General features: G+C 38.4%; 12 protein-coding genes. 10 read left to right on the top strand and 2 right to left on the bottom strand.

Features of this window, described 5'->3' with window-relative positions; genetic code table 11:
• Nucleotides 1-184 precede the first annotated feature (184 nt).
• From glsA to BQ5371_RS02400, 3 genes are all read left to right on the top strand, one after another.
• Nucleotides 185-1,171 (top strand): glutaminase A, encoded by a 987-nt coding sequence (gene glsA / locus BQ5371_RS02410; RefSeq protein ID WP_235821170.1) that lies wholly within the window; start codon nt 185-187, stop codon nt 1,169-1,171.
• Nucleotides 1,172-1,300: 129 nt separating this feature from the next.
• The gene (locus BQ5371_RS02405; protein ID WP_071132357.1) at nt 1,301-2,638 is read left to right on the top strand and encodes an acetyl-CoA hydrolase/transferase family protein; all 1,338 of its coding nucleotides are present in this window, start codon (nt 1,301-1,303) and stop codon (nt 2,636-2,638) included.
• A gap of 89 nt (nt 2,639-2,727) precedes the next feature.
• Nucleotides 2,728-5,949 carry a hypothetical protein gene (locus BQ5371_RS02400; protein ID WP_071132356.1) on the top strand — a complete coding sequence of 1,074 codons (3,222 nt, stop codon included), beginning with the start codon at nt 2,728-2,730 and terminating at the stop codon, nt 5,947-5,949.
• A 25-nt stretch (nt 5,950-5,974) separates the two neighbouring features.
• Here the strand turns inward: BQ5371_RS02400 and BQ5371_RS02395 are convergent, their stop codons facing one another.
• Nucleotides 5,975-7,096: a pyridoxal phosphate-dependent aminotransferase gene (locus tag BQ5371_RS02395; protein ID WP_071132355.1), complete on the bottom strand. Its 1,122-nt coding sequence runs from the start codon at nt 7,094-7,096 to the stop codon at nt 5,975-5,977.
• Nucleotides 7,097-7,123: 27 nt separating this feature from the next.
• Nucleotides 7,124-8,683: a cardiolipin synthase gene (cls, locus tag BQ5371_RS02390; protein ID WP_071132354.1), complete on the bottom strand. Its 1,560-nt coding sequence runs from the start codon at nt 8,681-8,683 to the stop codon at nt 7,124-7,126.
• Between the two features lie 163 nt (nt 8,684-8,846).
• Between cls and BQ5371_RS02385 the strand changes: the two genes are divergently transcribed.
• From BQ5371_RS02385 to feoB, 7 genes are all read left to right on the top strand, one after another.
• A complete protein-coding gene (locus BQ5371_RS02385; RefSeq protein WP_071132353.1) occupies nt 8,847-11,087 on the top strand; it encodes a heavy metal translocating P-type ATPase in 2,241 nt (746 codons plus the stop codon).
• Nucleotides 11,088-11,301: 214 nt separating this feature from the next.
• A complete protein-coding gene (gene trkA, locus BQ5371_RS02380; protein ID WP_071132352.1) occupies nt 11,302-12,669 on the top strand; it encodes a Trk system potassium transporter TrkA in 1,368 nt (455 codons plus the stop codon).
• Between the two features lie 91 nt (nt 12,670-12,760).
• The gene (locus tag BQ5371_RS02375; RefSeq protein ID WP_071132351.1) at nt 12,761-14,224 is read left to right on the top strand and encodes a TrkH family potassium uptake protein; all 1,464 of its coding nucleotides are present in this window, start codon (nt 12,761-12,763) and stop codon (nt 14,222-14,224) included.
• A gap of 96 nt (nt 14,225-14,320) precedes the next feature.
• On the top strand, nt 14,321-15,802 hold the full coding sequence (locus tag BQ5371_RS02370) for a TrkH family potassium uptake protein (protein ID WP_071132350.1): 1,482 nt from the start codon (nt 14,321-14,323) through the stop codon (nt 15,800-15,802).
• A gap of 99 nt (nt 15,803-15,901) precedes the next feature.
• A complete protein-coding gene (locus BQ5371_RS02365; RefSeq protein WP_328586036.1) occupies nt 15,902-16,111 on the top strand; it encodes a FeoA family protein in 210 nt (69 codons plus the stop codon).
• Nucleotides 16,112-16,125: 14 nt separating this feature from the next.
• Nucleotides 16,126-16,350: a FeoA family protein gene (locus tag BQ5371_RS02360; protein WP_071132348.1), complete on the top strand. Its 225-nt coding sequence runs from the start codon at nt 16,126-16,128 to the stop codon at nt 16,348-16,350.
• Between the two features lie 11 nt (nt 16,351-16,361).
• Complete coding sequence (gene feoB, locus BQ5371_RS02355) at nt 16,362-18,875, top strand: ferrous iron transport protein B (RefSeq protein ID WP_071132347.1); 2,514 nt, start codon at nt 16,362-16,364, stop codon at nt 18,873-18,875.
• The last annotated feature ends 19 nt before the right edge of the window (nt 18,876-18,894 follow it).

The following is an 18,894-nucleotide window of genomic DNA, read 5'->3' as shown; positions in this document are numbered from 1 at the left end:
AAAATCATGAAATTTAGAAGCTAAAAAGCAAGTAAGCAAGAAATAAAAAAGTTAAGATTTATAAACTAAAGAAGCCAAGGAATTACGGAATATTAAGCGAAACAACTAAAAAAGAAATAAAAAAGTAAAAAAGAAAATAAGAAATTGAGAAATTAAGAATTAAAAATAGAAAGCAGGAATTTATATGACACCAAGAATGGAAGAAAAAATTAACGAATTACTGGAAGAAGCGTATAAGAGAGGAAAGGAAGCTATTCCAAGCGGTCATGTTGCAACATACATACCGGAGTTAGGCAAGGCAAATCCAATGGATCTAGGAATTAGCATATGCACTAGGGAATTTGACCACTTTAATATAGGTGCTACTGACAAGAGATTTACGATACAGAGTATATCTAAGATAATTTCACTCGCAATAGCCCTCGATATGTTTGGTCCTGACAAGGTATTTGAAAGGGTTGACATGGAGCCATCGGGCGAAGCGTTTAATTCCTTTGTTGACCTTGATACAAAGAGTAATAAACCTATGAATCCGATGATAAATTCAGGAGCGATTACGGTTGCAAGTATGCTCCTTGGTCATGTATCACTCGAAGAAGCTACCGATGTAATAAGAAAAATATGTATGGACGATGAAATATTCATGAATAGACAGATTTTCGAGTCTGAGATGAATCATCTTTCTAGAAATAGATCGATTGCATATCTTCTTGAGAGCAAGGGTCTGATAACCAATGTTGAAGAAACCCTTGAGCTTTATACCGCAATATGTTCACTTGAAGTAACCGCAGAGTCTCTTGCCAATATGGGAATGATTTTTGCTAATGACGGGAAAATTTCAAGGAAGAGCGATGATAGAATTTTTAGCAAGAGAACTACAGAAATAGTCAAGACCATAATGCTGACCTGCGGAATGTACGACCGCTCAGGAAGATTCGCTGTTGATGTTGGAATACCTACAAAGAGTGGAGTCGGCGGAGGTCTTATCTCTGTTGCTGATAACTTAGCTGGCATTGGCATCTATGGACCGGCACTTGATGACAAGGGTAATTGTATAGCAGGCACGCCGGCACTTATGTATCTTTCTAGAGAATTGCAACTTCACCTTTTCAGAAAGGATTCATTGCTTGACAGATTGATTACATTAAAGCTGAAGGCAAAGCTAATATAAAAAAGTTAGGTTGAAAAGCTAAACAAATAAAAGCCAAACCCGCAAAAGAAAAAGGGTAAACAAGGGGAGAGGCAAAAGCACAAAAGCATAAAGGCAAATAATCAAAAATCAAGAATATGGAGGATGGAAATGAATTTTACCGATGAATATAGAAAAAAGTTAAAGACTCCAGACGAAGCTGTAAAAATTGTAAAAAGTGGCGACTGGATTGATTTCAGTGCCAATCTGGGTTGTCCATATCTTCTCGATATTGCACTTGCCAAAAGGAAGGACGAGCTAGAAGATGTAAAAATAAGGGGACACATGATGTATGGACCTATTCAGTGCATCGAGCAAGATCCTACGAGGGAGCATTTTTCTTATAATTCGTGGCACATGATTGCCTATGAAAGAAAGCTCTCTGACAGAGGACTCTGCAGTTTTTCTCCCATGATATATAGGAATCTTCCTTCTTACTATAGAGAATATCTTGAAGTAAATGTAGCAATGATGCAGGTTACACCAATGGACGAGCATGGCTTTTTCGGCTTCTCATCTAATAACGCTTGTGCAAGGGCTACAATGGACGCAGCCGACTACATAATTCTTGAAGTTAATGAGCATCTTCCATATATAAGGGGAATGGAAGAATGTATTCACATATCTGAAATTGATGCAGTAGTCGAGGGGGAGCACCCACCGCTTAACGAATTTCAGCCATCTGTCCCTGGCGAACTTGAAATGGAAATCGCTAAGAGGATTGTAGAACAGATGAGCGACGGTTCAGTTATCCAGCTAGGGGTCGGCGGGCTTCCAGATGCTATCGGAAAGGTTATTGCAGAGGAATCAGACCTTAAAGACCTTGGAATACATAGTGAATTATTGGTAAATTCATACCTTGATATGTATAAGACAGGAAAGGTAACAAATAAGTATAAAACTGTTATGCCGGGCAAAAGCACCTTTGCTGCAGTTTATGGAACTAAAGAGCTTATGGACTGGGCAGCGGATAATCCTAGTATGTTCATCTGTCCGATTGACTTCATCAACGGAGTCGATGTTGTTAAGAGTATAGACAAATTCGTATCTATTAATAATGCAATTAATGTCGATTTATATGGACAAATCTCATCTGAAAGTTCAGGGCTTAGACAAATCAGTGGTACAGGTGGACAGCTTGATTTTATAACAGGTGCATATGACAATCCTACAGGAAAGAGTTTTATCGCACTCACATCGACATTTACCGACAAGAAGGGGATTAAACATTCTAGGATAGTTCCTCATTTTAATGGAGATATTATCACAGACCCTAGAAGTCAGGCGGGAACAATCGTAACCGAGCACGGGCTTATAAATCTGACGGGAAAAACCGTCTGGGAAAGAGCTGAGGCACTTATTAGCATTGCAGATCCTGAATTTAGAGATGAACTCATCAGAGCTGCTGAGAATCAAAAAATATGGAGAAAAACGAATAAAAAAATGTGATATAATATTTTATATTTTTTAAACAATTTATTTTTAATATTTATTTTAAATACCCCCATATTTTGCATGGGGGGGGGTGGGAGGCAGATGTGAAGAAACAAATTTATACCAGAGGAAAACAGATGCTGGCAATTGCATTTTCGCTTTTGTTGGTTATTTCTTTTTCAAAATTTAGTGTAAGTGCGGAGACACTGGGTGAAAAAGAAACCAAGACGATGTCTGAACCTAAGGTGAATGAAAAAAACATAGAAGATACAATTTCACCTAAGGAGGAAAAATCAGAAAAAACTGAAATAGCAGAAAAATCAGATAAATCTGATAAATCCGAAAAGGCGGGAAATCAAGTAAAAGAGGCAAAGAAAAATCAGATAAAAAAATCTCCGCTAAGAGTGCCTCCTGCAGGCGGGGTAGTTGAGATAAGTTCATTTGATGATCTAAAACCTTATCTCGAGAAAGGTAATTACACATTTTTGACGAACAGAGATTACTCTGCTCTTTTGTTAAAGTCGGGTAATTATGTATTTACCAAAGATATAGAAATCGATCTAAATGATTCATATTTCGACGATAAGAGGGTGGAGATTGAGAGAGGTATTATTTCTCATGACAACAAAGATGGCATCCTAAGTATTGATGGTGGAAATCACAAGATAACATTTAAGGGTAAGAAAGTAGCTCCTTTGTTCGCTGGAATTAGGGCTAAAAATGTAAATATTTCAAATATGAGCGTTGAATATCCAGTTAGCGTAAGCGGATATGGTTTTATCGGGGAGCTAATTTCTTTTGGCACCCCTGTTGATGCGAATGGCTTTGATATTAACAACTCAATTATTAAAAATATTAAGGTAAAGGTAAATGGAAATATTGAATCCAAAGAAGTTTGGGGAAATGTTATAATAGACAACCATTTCTCAGACCAATTTGGAAAGGGACAGATAGCAAGTGGACTATCATGGTTTTTGAGCAAGACCTCTCTTGAAGATATAGACCTAGAAGTAACCGGTAATATAGGTTCTGATAAAGCTCCAGCTGATAAAAATTTCAGATCAGGAGCTACCGGACTCACCTTCCATTGGGATAAAAAGATGCCTGCCCCAAATACACCTTCAGGCGATGAAATATATATGAAGCAAAATACTGCGATGCTAAAGAAAGCGGGACAGATTGTTAATGTAAATGTAAATATCGGTGGAAATGTTCAGGCATATGCTTATTCACAAGGATATTCAGCAGGTGTTTCAAATGATCTTGGAGAAGCATGGGTTGACAATCTTCATGTAAATATCAAGGGAGATATATTAACGAAGTTACATAAGGGCGGAATCAATCAGTCTGGAGGAGAGTCCACATATGCTCATGGTATAAGCGACGAAATTGGAACATTTATCAATTCTAGCCTAGATGTAAATAATATTGTCATAGATGCTGAGGATGGAATGGCAAAGAGCAATGCCTTTACTCAGATGTACCTCGTCGCATCGACGAATAGCCATGGATGGGCTGAAAATCTATCAAATAATAAGTTTAATGTTCGTGGCAAGATGAGCAATAATGCACCATTTAGAAATACTATGGGTCTAGGATTTGGAAATGGCTGGAACAGTTCTAACGAATATGGTGTGGATTTCTTGCAGACTTTTGAAAATAACGAGATGCAAGTTGGTGCAGTGGAGATAAAAAATGCTGAAAGCTCGCAGACTGCATTTGTAGGATTGTCACAGAAAGTATATGCAGGAAAGCAATCTAAAGAGGGAAGACCTGAACTTCCTGAGGCAAGCTTAAAGAATAACAGCCTTAAAGTTGGGAAAGTAGACATAGATACACCTAAGGCGTATGGCATGATATATCCTTTCATGATGCAAGCTACAAATTCAAAGGATAACACTGTAAGCTATGGAGATATAAATTGCAAGACCGATGTAATTAACTTCACTGGAATGGGCAATGTAGAAGCAAAAGAGCCTATAAACACCCCACATCCTTGTCTCACTAAGGGGAACATACTCGAGTTCGGCACGATTAATCTTGAAGGCAATTCAGGAATTACAATTTCACTAATGGCAGGAACTCAAGGCGAAAATCAGCCTATTGAAAATTGCACGGTTAAAGCAAAGGCTCTCAATGTAAACCTTACAGATGAAAATGTAAAAGGTGGTAGCACATCAATTGCAGGAATAGCGACATTTCAACAAGCACCTATCAAGGGATGCAGAGTTTATGTAGGCGATGTTGACATCAAAAATCAAACACAAAAGCCTTTATATATGGGGCTTGGAACTGCTTTCTCAAAAAATAGCAAAATTGAGGGTTCCGCAGTATTTGTCGACAAGGATTTTAAATTAGATACGGCAGGAACTAAATATGCGGGTGGATTTGCAGGATATGCAAACAATATGACGATTGATAACTGCGATTATCAGATAAATGGAAAGAGTGAAGTCGCTCAAAATGGAAAAGGTATATTTGCAGGCTTTGCAGGATGGATTAAAAATACGACAATATCAAATTCCAGAAGCCTTATATTAAATGACTGGGCAGTATTCACAGGATTTGCAGATGGTGGAAAGATTACAGGCGTTGCACATTATATAAATAAGCCAAATCCTAAATTCTGGTCAGCAATCCTAGGAGCAGATAGAAACAATAATAAACCTATAATAACCAATTCAACCCTCCTAGTAGAAAAGGAGAATGAGGACACATGGTTATATAGAACGGGCAATGTGTCAGAGGAGAGCAAGGATAATTATGTAACAGTCGTAGGAAAAACAGATGAAAAGACAAATCGAGAGGTCTTTGCAACAGGAGAAAATGAAATAACAGAAAATGGCAAAAAGGTTAAGGTAGTGTCAAAGACTGGAGATTCGAAAGGTAAAGCTCTTATTGCAAAGCGTTCATTCCAAGACAAGTACTGGAATGACAAGGTTGGCAGGTATAATACCACGGGCGAGGAGAAAAATTTCCAATATCTAAACTCATCTACATTTGGAGATATAGATTTTATTGGAGTTGACGCTTCTATTATAAAAGATGGAGGAAGCAAGGCTTCTTTGGACAATTACTTTAATCGCCATGCGGGTCTGATTACAAAGGATGGAGCAGTGATTGACCTTTTAGGTATAAGGGGAAGTGTGATACCTGACGCACCTGTTACGCCTGATACACCTGAAAAACCTAAGCCTGATAAGAATGATAAGTCCATAGGCACAGGAGATAGTGGCATAGATGGATTTGCAATTTTACTTGTGATTATGGGAACGATTGCAATATCGACTGCACTTAGGAAAAGAAAGGGCGAAAGCCAAAATTAGAAGAACGAAAAACGAAGGCAAAAGGCTATCCTAGGTGGATAGCCTTTATTGCATTTAGAAGAAGATCAAAATCCTCTATGCGAGGAAGCCTTATTCTAACAGAATTTTTGCCGAGTGTATTGAAGTCAACTCCAGGTACAGAGAGAATTTTTTTATCCAAAAATTCTTTATATAGATCAACTGTTTCATCTTTATGTATTAGGAGAAAAATTGAAACGGTATCTGAGCTTTCCGGCATAAAAAGATTCCCGGATTCCTTTAGGACATCTCGAATCTCTCTTTTCATTGTTGAAAAATCAACTATATTCTTCCAAATATTTTCGCTGTGCTTTAGAGCTTCTCCGCCCATTTCACGAGCAAACTCACTAACTTGATAAGGATTTGTAATCTTTCTCATATAGGAAATGAGCTGTTTTGGTGCGATAACATATCCAATTCTAAGCCCTGCAAGACCAAAGGCCTTGGACAAGCTTCTTATCATTATCAAATTAGGGTATTCCTCAGTTAACTGCATCGACGAGTTTTGATTAGGCATAAAATCGCCATATGCTTCGTCGACAATAACAGCGGCACCGACCTCTATAGCCCTGTTTAAGATTTTTTCTATAGCATATAGGCTTATCACCTGACCGGTTGGGTTGTTCGGATTGTCGATATAAATAAGAGAAACGCTTTCGTCTATATTTTCTATAAACTCATCTGGGTCAAATCTGTAATTTCTTTCTTTTCTGAGAGGAACAGACCTATATTCCATGCCTGAAATCTTTATGAACATCTCCGCATCGGTGAACTGAGGAGAAATTCCAAGAACTACAGCACCCTTAGAATTAAAGACATTAAAAACAGTATAAAGTGCGTTGATGCTACCGTCTGAAAGTAAGACATTATCCCTTTCTATATTTGAATAACCTTTCCAGTATTCCGTAAGACCTTCGTATATTGCCTGACTGTGAGGATATGGTCCAAAACGGTGAATATCAAAATTGTGCATTGCCATCTCAAGGCTAGGGGGAAATCCATAGGGATTGCAACCCTCACTGCAATCTATGCCACCACGAGGAAGAGCGATAATATCGGACGCATAACTGATTTTCTCCTGATTTTGAAGTTCTTCTCTAATCTTGAGCGGTTTATTCAGATTTTTCATATTTACCTCCCTATACTTATTTCAAACTTATAATAAAGGTGCAAAAATCTTCATGAAAAGATACCACAGGCTGAACTTAAATGAGCGACGCATATAGTCATTTGTAACCTCTTTAGAAATATCAAAGGAATTTTCAAAGTCCTCTTTTATATCAAGAACAGCTTTTGAATCGTAGATAAGGCATCCATTTTCAAAGTGATGATATAGGCTTCTGAAATCGAGGTTAATCGTTCCGCAGGTTGCGACAATATCATCAGATACGCACTGCTTGGCGTGGCAAAAACCGGGGGTAAATTCAAAAATTCTAACTCCAGAGCGGACAAGCTCGCGGTAGTTCGCACGAGTCATCAGATATACAGTTTTCTTGTCCGGTATTCCCGGGGTAAGGATTACAACATTAACCCCACGCTTTGCAGCAAGACATAGGGCGTGAGTCATCTCCTCTGTTAGAATTAGATATGGAGTTGAGATATAGATGTATTTTTCTGCACGCTCTACGAGATTGAGATATACATTTTCGCCAACCTGCTCATCATCTATTGGATTGTCAGCATATGGCTGGATAAAACAATTTTCTTTTGCCTCATAATGGAAATCAGGAAGATACTTTTCGACATCTATATCATCTTCATCTGTTGCATTTATAGCATTCCACATCTCAAGGAACATTATGGTAAAGCTTTTCGTAGCAGGGCCTTCAATCTTTATTCCAGAATCTTTCCAAAAGCCATATGGGTGTGTGATATTAAAATATTCATTCGCCAGATTGTAACCACCGGTAAAGGCAATTTTTCCATCTATAACTGTAATTTTTCTGTGATCTCTATTATTTAAAAATAAATTTATAAAAGGAGTAACAGGATTGAACACACGGCACTGGATACCATTTTCTTCCATTCTCCTGTTGAAATCTTTGTTCATAAATACAATGCTTCCCATATCATCGTAAAAGAGCCTTACCTCAACGCCATGCTTAACCCTATCGATTAGAATTTCTTCGATCATTGCAAAAGCTTCGGCATCTTCAATTGCGTGATATTCCATAAAAATAAATTTCTCCGCCTTGGAAAGTTCTTTTTTTAACTCATCAAAGGCATCGGTGGCATAGGCGTAAAATTTTACATCGCTATTATTATAAATTGGATAGTGCGAATAATCATATAGATATTTTGACAGATTTGCTATTGAGCGATTTATGCACAAATCTTCATCATAAAGGGTTAGCTGAGGAGGCAGAAGTGGATAGAGCATCTCATCTATTTCTTCATATCTTCTCCTCATACGCTTTGTTGTTGCAGAAGTTCCTGCTATCAAATAGAGGATACCGCCGATGATAGGAAATATGAGAATTAGTATTATCCAAGGCACCTTTATTGAAGATGTTTTATTCTTGTTAAAAATATAGAGTGCAAGAAGAATGCCTACGGTATGCTCTACGAACTTAATGGATTTACCCACGGACACTTTATTTGCAAGATAAACGATGATAAAGATTTCAAGCAAAAAAGCTATGAAAGCTATTATCAGTCTCCAAATATTATTTTTAAAATATGTTTTTTGTTCAATTGTCCTATGTGAATTACTCATATCGCTGTCATTATAGCACACAAAAAAAGCAAAGTCATTCAGATTGACATATAAGCATATGAGGTATAATCTTACTAAAAAAGCAAGGCAATATATAAAAAGCTTTTCTAATAAATAGAGAAGCAAAAAAGAGAGGCAATAAATAGAGAGGAAAAATATAAATATGCAAAAATATGAAGTTAAGGGAATGGGCTGTGCGGCCTGCCAAGCGAGAGTGCAAAAGGTTGTTTCAGAGGTTAAAGGTGTTTCTGAATGTTCGGTTAACCTGCTTACAAACTCAATGCTTGTAGCGGGAACGGCAGATAGTGAAGACATAATAGAGGCAGTCAGAAATGCTGGTTATGACGCTTCGCTTGCTCCGGAAGATAGTATTAAGATTTATGAAGATGATAGGGAAAAGATAAAGAAAAGGTTAATATATTCAGTGATACTCTTGCTATTCCTGATGTACTTTACTATGGGGCATGGAATGTTAGGGCTACCACTCCCCAAAATCCTTGATAATAATTACATGGGAAACGGCTTGGTGCAGATGGTTTTATCGCTTGTGATAATGATAATAAACAAGGATTTTTTTATAAATGGTATTAAGGGGCTTTTTCACCTAGCTCCAAATATGGATACCTTAGTTGCAATGGGATCTGGAGTCTCATTTATCTGGAGCAGTATTTTGCTTTTTTCTAATAATGGAGATGCCCTATATTTTGAATCGGCGGCTATGATAGTCACGCTTATAACCGTGGGTAAATTGCTTGAATCAATTTCAAAGGGGAAAACGACAGATGCTATTAAAGGGCTTATGAATCTTATCCCTGAAATGGCAATAGTTATAAGGGATGGCGTAGAGGTCGAAGTCAAAGCAAATGAAATTAAGGCGGGAGAAGAATTCATATTAAAGCCGGGAGCGAGAGTGCCTGTGGACGGGATTGTAATTTCAGGAGCTTCCACAATAGATGAATCTGCCCTTACAGGTGAAAGCATTCCAGTAGACAAGGCTTTAGGAGATAATATATCTGCTGGAACAACGAATAAAACAGGATATATAAAAGCTAGGGCAGAAAAGGTAGGAAGCGATACAACTCTAGCTCAGATAATCCAACTTGTAAGTGACGCGTCATCTAGCAAAACAAGGGCAGGAAAGATTGCAGACAAGGTTTCGGGGATATTTGTTCCTGCCGTCATACTTATTTCAATCATTGTTACAATTATTTGGCTTTTCGCTGGAGAAAATCTATCGTATTCGCTCGCAAGGGGAATCACGGTTCTCGTCATAAGCTGTCCATGTGCACTAGGTCTTGCGACACCTGTTGCTATAATGGTTGGAAATGGCAGGGGAGCGAAGAATGGAATTTTATTTAAAACCGCAGAGGTGCTTGAAGAAGCTGGAAAAATAGAGAAAATTGCGATAGATAAGACCGGCACGATAACCATGGGAATACCCGAGGTTACAGATATAATCTTAGCAAATGGAGTGGAAAAACAAGAATTGTTAAGGTATGCAATATCGCTTGAGGAGAAAAGCGAGCACCCATTCGCAAAGGCGATATGCAGTTACTGCACTGAAATGGGAATTAGCCCTGTAAATACAGAGGAATTTATTTCTTTGACAGGGAGCGGAGTAAGTGCAATTATTTCCGATATTAATTCAGAAGGTAATGAAGATAGAGGAGGTAAAGCTTGCAAAGATAAAGCGGGTAAAAATAGAATTATCGCAGGTAAAAAGGGATTTATTGAAGAAAATGCTAAAATTCCTGAAGAGATAATTAATGAGGCTGAAAAGCTTGCAGAGGACGGTAAGACGCCGATATTTTTTGCTAGAGATGATAAGGTCATAGGTGTTATCGGACTGGCAGACAGTTTGAGGGAAGACAGCATAAAAGCTATTAAAGAATTGCATGATATGGGAATAAAGGCTGTAATGCTCACGGGGGATAATGAAAAGACTGCAAAATATATTGCAAAAACGGTCGGAGTAGACGAGGTATTCTTTGAACTTCTTCCGGAAGATAAGGAAAAGGTTATAAGGGAGATTTCACAAGATGAAAAGGTAGGAATGGTAGGCGACGGAATAAATGATGCACCGGCATTGACAAGGGCTGACATAGGAATTGCAATAGGAAGCGGTACGGATATAGCAATAGATTCCGCTGACATCGTGCTCGTAAATAACAATCTAACCGATGTTACAAAAGCCATTAAGCTGAGCAGGGCTACGCTCAAAAATATAAAAGAAAATCTTTTCTGGGCTTTTTTCTACAATATTCTAATGATTCCACTTGCAGGAGGGGCATTTATTAACTTATTTGGCTGGACGATGAATCCTATGTGGGGAGCACTTGCTATGAGCTTATCAAGTTTTTGCGTCTGCATGAATGCTCTTAGACTTAACCGTGTTAAGCTTTAAATAGAATTAAGCCCTAATGTAATGCTTTAAAGTAATCGAGGTAAGCGAGGAAAGATTGCATTGCTCAAAAATTGCAAAAGGAAGTATTGAGTTGTCCTAAAGTTGCAAAAGGAAGTATTGAGTTGTCCTAAAGTTGCAAAAGGCATATTGATGATTTATAATTCATAGGATATTCAAAAGGTAAAGGTATATTTTTATTTGGGAGAAGATATAAATGAGAATAGCCATACTAGGTGCAGGAAAGCTCGGAATAAGAATTGCAAAGGCTCTCCTTGATGGAGATTATGATATTACAATTGTTGATACAAAGGAAGAAAAGCTAAATCAACTCTCGCAGATGTATGATTTTCTTCCTATCACAGGAGATGCAAAGAGCATAGATACGCTTAAAGAGATGGAAATAGAGAACTATGATTTCCTTTTCAGCTGCACTACTTCTGACGAGGTAAACATAATTTCAGCATCATTTGCTAAAAAGCTAGGGTGTAAGAGCGTAGCCGCAAGGGTTAGAGATCCTGAGCATATGAATCAGACAGAGCTACTCCGCGAGCACTTCGACATAGATTTGGTAGTTAATCCGGATTTGCTTATAACAGCTGAAATCTACAGGTATCTAATCGAAAAATATTCTATCAGCGACGGCATCTACAGCTTTAAAAATATTTCGCTTGTTGAACTTGAAGCGAGCAAGCATACAAAGCTTGTAGGAAAGAGTTTGATAGATTTCAGAAAGACCATGGAAGACCTTATAATGGTTGGAATTTCAAGGAATGGTAAGATGATTATTCCTCATGGTAATGATGAAATCATGCAAGATGATTTGCTCTACATAGTTGGAGAAACATCTAGAATGAAGGCCTTAAACAAGAAAACACCGCTTACAAGGCGTAAAAATCGCATTAAAAAAGTTATGATAATAGGTGGCGGAAAGACGGGCTTTTATCTAGCCAAGAAGCTTTCGGAGTTCGGTGCTTATGTAAAGATAGTTGAGATTGACAAAAAGCGTTGCAATTATCTTACAGACAAGCTTAACAATGTCATGGTGATAAATGGCAATGGTGCAGATATATCACTTCTCGAAGAAGAAAATATAGATGAGATGGATGCCTTTGTTACTGCTACAGGATATGATGAGGAAAACCTGCTCCTTGCACTTTCTGCTAAGACAAGGGGAATTGAAGATGTAATTTCTAAGGTTAGCCATGAGAGCTACAAGGTTCTCATTGAAAAACTTGGAATTGATGTTGTACTAAATCCGCTCGATATTACAGCAAGTGCAATCTTAAGAAGAATAAGAGGAACAAAGAGAGTTCTTTCTTCGGTTATTCTTCAAGGGCAAGCTGAGCTTATGGAGGTCTATGCTCAAGAAGGAATGCGTATGATAAATGTTCCGCTTAAGGATTTTGACCTTCCAGATTATATTATAATCGCAACTATTATAAGAAAGGGGAACACCATTATCCCTGACGGAGACACTAGAATTTTGCCTGGCGACAGGGTGATAATTGTGTGCAGTTTATCAGGCATAGGTTATGTAGAAAAGCTATTTAAGCCGAATGTCTTATTTAACATTTTAAAATAGTTTTTATTGAAGTGAATTTTGATAGCCAAGCAACTAAATAGCAAGCAATACTTATTTTTTAATCAATAATAAATAACTTAATGACGAGAAAATGATAAGAAGAGCACTTAATTTCTTTGGTATCTTTTTAATATTTATAGGGGCAATGATGATCTTCCCCATGATTCCGGCTTTGATTTACAGGGAGTTTTCCTGTGTCAAGGCTTTTCTTCTTGCTATTTTTATTGCAGAAGCGATTGGAATCAGTCTAAAGGTGGCAGGAAAACTAAATAATGATGAAGAAAAGATGCAACCTAGGGAGAGGTTCCTATTGGTTGCCATAAGCTGGATTTTGGCGTCTATAATTGCAGCAATCCCATTTGTTTTGACATCCACTATACCTAATCCGATTGATGCCTTCTTTGAAATGTGCTCAGGATTTTCGACAACAGGAGCGAGCATAATACCAGATGTAGAAAAACTTCCAAGGAGCCTTCTTATGTGGCGTTCTATAACTCAGTGGCTCGGAGGAATGGGAGTTATCGTCCTTGTTATGGCTATAATTCCAGGGTTTGGAGCAAGGGCAATGAATATAGCTAGTGCAGAAACGCCGGGACCAACGGTGAGTAAGCTCGGAGCAAGATTTTCAGATACAGCAAAACAGCTTTACTTTGCATACATAATACTGACCTTTTTAGAGGTGATTTTTTTACTCTTTGGAGGGCTTAATCTATATGATGCAATCCTTCACTCGCTTAGCACTATGGCGACAGGAGGCTTTTCCTGCTATAGCGATAGCATTGCACATTTTAACAGCTACTATGTATACTGGGTAATAACATTCTTCACAATTCTTGCAGGAATGAATTTCAATTTGTTCTTTGTGGGAATAAGGGAAGGTATCGGGAAGATGTTTAAAGATGACGAGTTAAAATTTTATATCAAATACTTGGCTCTCGCTACGGCGATTATAACAGCAGTATTGATGATAAAAAATTATTACTCAAGCTTTGGCAAGGCTTTAACAGAGGGAGCTTTTCAAGTGGTTACAATAGTATCGACCACCGGATTTAGCACAGCGGATTTCGACCTATGGCCATCAGTCTGTAAAATGGTTATCATAATCTTGATGCTTACAGGGGCGTGTAGTTCATCGACTGCCGGCGGAATGAAATTAGTCAGAGTCCTTACTACATTAAAAATAATTAAAAGAGAGGTTAGACTGAAAACTCACGATAGAGCGGTTTATAATATTAAATATAATGGAAGAAAAGTTTCATCAGAAACACTAACTTATATAATAATATTTATGGCATTTTTCATATTCACACTCTTGGCTTCTACACTTGTCATATCCGTTGACGGGCACAGCTTCGTAACTAATTTCACAGCCAGCTTGTCGTGCTTAAGCAATGTGGGACCGGGTCTGGCAGATGTAGGCCCAACGCAGAATTTTGGCATATATTCTAATTTCAGCACCATGGTTCTTGCACTTACGATGATAGCGGGCCGCCTTGAATTAACGACATTCTTTATAATTTTTTCAAGGCATTTCTGGAATCCGGATAGGGCGTAATTTATTAAAATAAAAAATACAAACATAAATATATAAAAACAAATATAAATAGAAAGAGTGAACATAAAAATATATTGATGCTAACGAGGGAATAGATTGAAAGCAAGAAATATTGGAAGAAACACCAACTTCATAGGCAATATTGTTTTTACGGCAATAATGATTCTGGGTATATCCATGATTCCATCGCTTTTGATGGCAATCAGATACAAGGATATGACCTCGGTATTTACCATGCTTATTATTTCGTCACTATCAATCATAATAGGTTTCATAGGTAGCAGGTATTTAACAGATGACATAACATACATAAGGCTAGATGTCTGCTATATTGCGACTTCGCTGACATGGATACTTATGATTGCTTTGAGTGTTCTTCCTTTCTACTTCTCAGGCAATGGATATTCTCTGATAGATTCTATATTCGAGGCTTGCTCAGGCTGGTCAACGACGGCGGCTTCAGCAATTAAGATGAACACACTTCCTCCATGTTTACAGCTTTGGAAATGTACTTGCAACTGGATGGGCGGAATTGGAATTATAGTCCTTTCTGTAACCTTCTTAAAATCTTGGCAGTTTACAGCTCAGACCTTGGTATTTACAGAGGTTCCAGGCCCTCTATTTATGAAATCGACCATGACATTTAGAGCGTCATATAGGAGAATTCTACTGATATATTCATTGCTCACAATTTTGCAGTTTATACTGCTTTGTCTATTCGGGCTTCCACCTTTTCACGCCCTAAAAACAGCATTAAGCGTTGCAAGCACTTCAGGACTTCAGCATTTTGATCTTGCAACAGTCTTAGCATTTTCGCCTGCTATAAAGATAATAATCACCATATTTACATTTTTCGCATCAATTAACTTTGCAATATTTGTTCTCGCCATATCTCGCAAGGGAGAAAGGCTTATTAAGGCTACAGAGTTTAGATACCTGATTTCTTCTCTATTTGTAGTTAGCGGAATCATCTGTTTTATTAGAATGGCGTCTGAACCGGTGAAAAACATCGAAAAGCTCATTCTAGATTCATTTATGCAAGTCGTTTCATTTTCTTCCACATCTGGATATATAATTACCGATGCCTCAAATTGGAATGTACTTGCTGTTACAATACTCGTGCTCACTTCGATTGTTGGTGCTTCAGCTTTTTCGACAGGTGGAGGAATCAAGATTGCGAGATTTATATGTGCAATGAAATCCATAAAATATGGAATATATAAGTCAATTCACCCACATAGCGTAAAAAATCAAAAATACAACGGCTACCCTGTAAGCAATAATCTCATTTTAAAGGCACTCATCTATGTATATCTATTCTTCATAACGCTTGTCTTTGGTTCGTTCATGCTTTCTCTAGCGGGACTTAGCCTTGGAGACTCCTTGGATTTTTCCGTGGCAATGCTTACAAACACTGGAACACCTGCCGGAAAGCTCGCAGGCGACTTCCTCTATTCAGGATATAATGGTTTTTCAAAATTCATTATGTCAATTCTCATGATAGCGGGTAGACTTGAAATTTATCCCGTCCTAATAATTTTCTCACTAGGATTCCACAAGACAGAAAAGAAAATATAAATAATTACTATTGACGAAGGTAGTTAAAGGTGTTAAGCTCTATGCAGTTGTTAAAAACCACTAACTGTTTTGCGTGCATAATATTTTAAGGAGGTTATAATGCCAATTACCTTGGAAGAAGTCGGAGCTGTAGTTACAATCAAGAGAATCGCCGGAAATGATGAGGCAAAATCTCACCTTGCAGATTTAGGCTTTGTCGTTGGTTCAACAGTTACGATAATTAATAAACTCGGCGAGAGTGTTATCTTGCAAGTTCATGAGAGCAGAGTAGCCTTGAGCGAAAGCATGGCACGACGAATACTTATATAAGGAAGGAGTAAGGAATGGTTCTCAAAGATGTAAAGATAGGGCAGACGGTAATTGTAAAGAAAATTACTGGTCAGGGACCGGTTAAGAGAAGGATAATGGACATGGGCATTACGAAAGGAACAGAGGTCTATGTCAGAAAAGTTGCACCTCTTGGCGATCCTATTGAACTAACAATCAGAGGGTATGAGCTTTCTATAAGAAAAGCTGATGCAGAGATGATTGAAGTTGAAGAAATCTAAAGGAGGTATTTATGACAATAAAGTTAGCACTAGCAGGTAATCCAAACAGCGGAAAAACCACGCTTTTTAACGGACTTACAGGAAATAATCAATTTGTTGGAAACTGGCCTGGCGTTACCGTTGAGAAAAAGGACGGTAAGTTAAAGGGGCATAAAGATGTAATAATTCAGGATTTGCCTGGTATTTATTCGCTATCGCCATACACGCTTGAAGAGGTGGTAGCTAGGACTTATCTTATCGAAGATAGACCCGATGCAATTCTTAATATAGTTGATGGAACCAACCTTGAGAGAAATTTATATTTAACAACTCAGCTTGTAGAGCTGGGTATTCCTGTCGTAGTAGCTGTCAACATGATGGATATTATTAGAAAAAATGGGGATAAGATCAATACAGAGGAGCTTTCTCGTGCACTGGGTTGTAAGGTTGTCGAAATATCAGCTCTAAAGGGAACAGGTATAAAAGAGGCTGCAGAAGAGGCAATCAATGCGGCAAAGAATATGAAAACCGTTCCACAGCACACATTCTCAGGACCAGTTGAGCACGCTATCGCACATATTGAAGAAGCGATAGTTCACGAAATGCCTGAAGAACAGCAGAGATGGTATGCTATAAAGGTCTTTGAGAGAGATTCAAAGGTTTTGAAACAGCTGAATATCTCACAAGAAAAATTGAACCATGTCGAAAAGGATATTCAGGCGGCAGAAAAGGAGCTAGATGACGATTCGGAAAGCATAATCACAAATGAAAGATATAATTATATAGCTTCGATAATAAAAGGTTGTTACAAGAGAAAGAGAACTAACAATTTATCGACTTCAGATAAGATTGACAAAGTCGTTACGAACCGCTGGCTCGGACTCCCAATCTTTGTACTCGTGATGTACCTAGTGTACTGGATTGCGATGGTCGGCGTTGGAACCGCTTCGACGGACTGGGCTAATGACGGCTTGTTCGGCGACGGATACCATTTATTTGGAATGGGAAGCAAGGCTTATGAGGCTGCCTCTGAAGAGTATGGAAATGCTACAAATGCAGCAATGGCATATTATGATTTTGATATTGAAGATGAAAAATTCGATGCCAAGACTGCGATTTCAGATATGAAGAAAGTTCAGGGACCTCTTAAGTCCACAGTAGGAGTTACAGATGAAGAAACTCTCGCAGTCGATAAGAAAAATGTTTATTATGATAAAATTCCTGATTCTGCAAAGAAGGACGAAAACACAATCCAAATGACATATATGGAAGCGGTCAAATACTTTGAGAAAAATGGATTTGAAGAGCCTGATCCTGCAAACTATGGAACATGGGTACCTGGAGTACCACCAATAGTCGAGGCAGGACTTGATAAGCTGCATGCAGCGGATTGGCTAAAAGGATTGATTCTTGATGGTATAGTTGCCGGAGTCGGAGCGGTTCTAGGCTTCGTTCCTCAGATGCTCGTACTATTCCTGCTTCTTGCGTTCTTGGAAGCATGTGGTTACATGGCAAGAATAGCCTTTGTACTAGATAGAATATTCCGTAAATTCGGACTTTCAGGTAAATCGTTTATTCCGGTACTTGTAGGTACCGGTTGCGGAGTCCCTGGAGTAATGGCTTGTCGAACAATTGAGAACGAGCGCGATCGTAGAATGACTATAATGACAACCACCTTTATTCCTTGCGGTGCAAAAGTTCCGTTCATAGCAATGGTTGCAGGAGCAATATTTGGAGGAAGTCCTCATATTGCAACAAGTGCATATTTCCTAGGAATGGCTGCGATTATTGTATCAGGAGTTATGCTCAAAAAGACAAAGATGTTTGCCGGTAAGCCAGCACCTTTTGTAATGGAACTTCCTCCTTATCACTGGCCTACAGTTGGCAATGTACTTCGTTCGATGTGGGAGCGCGGCTGGTCATTTATTAAAAAGGCGGGAACCATTATTCTCCTTTCAACTATATTTGTTTGGTTCACATCTTTCTTTGGGGTTGTTGACGGAAGCTTTAGAATGCTTGCAGAAGATGAGATTAATATGTCGCTTCTTGCAAAACTCGGTGGACTAATTGCATGGATATTTGCACCACTTGGCTGGGGGAATTGGCAGGCTACAGTTGCATCAATCACAGGACTTGTAGCTAAAGAGAATATCGTAGGTACGATGGGAATACTCTATGGAGGTGGGGACGGCGGTGTATATCACAGCATTTCACAGGCATTCACACATGTTACCGGATACTCCTTCCTAGCATTTAACCTGCTATGTGCTCCTTGCTTTGCTGCAATCGGTGCAATTAAGCGTGAGATGAACAGTGCTAAGTGGACATGGTTCGCAATTGGTTATCAGTGCGGATTCGCATATGTTATAGCATTTATGATTACACAGTTCGGAAACTTCTTTACAGGAAAGGGAAATATCATAGGTTTTGCAGCTGCTGTTATAGCCCTCGTTTACATGATATATATGCTTTTCATCAAAAAGTATAGTGATGCAAACGAACTAGGAGATGACTTTGCTATAAATGCAAGAGCAGAAGCTAAGTAGGCGAAAAAAAGAAGCAGGC

Origin of the sequence: Alterileibacterium massiliense (assembly GCF_900104645.1) — a bacterium.
GTDB classification, from domain to species: Bacteria; Bacillota; Clostridia; order Peptostreptococcales; family Anaerovoracaceae; genus Alterileibacterium; species Alterileibacterium massiliense.
This window is presented reverse-complemented; position numbering and strand designations above follow the sequence as displayed.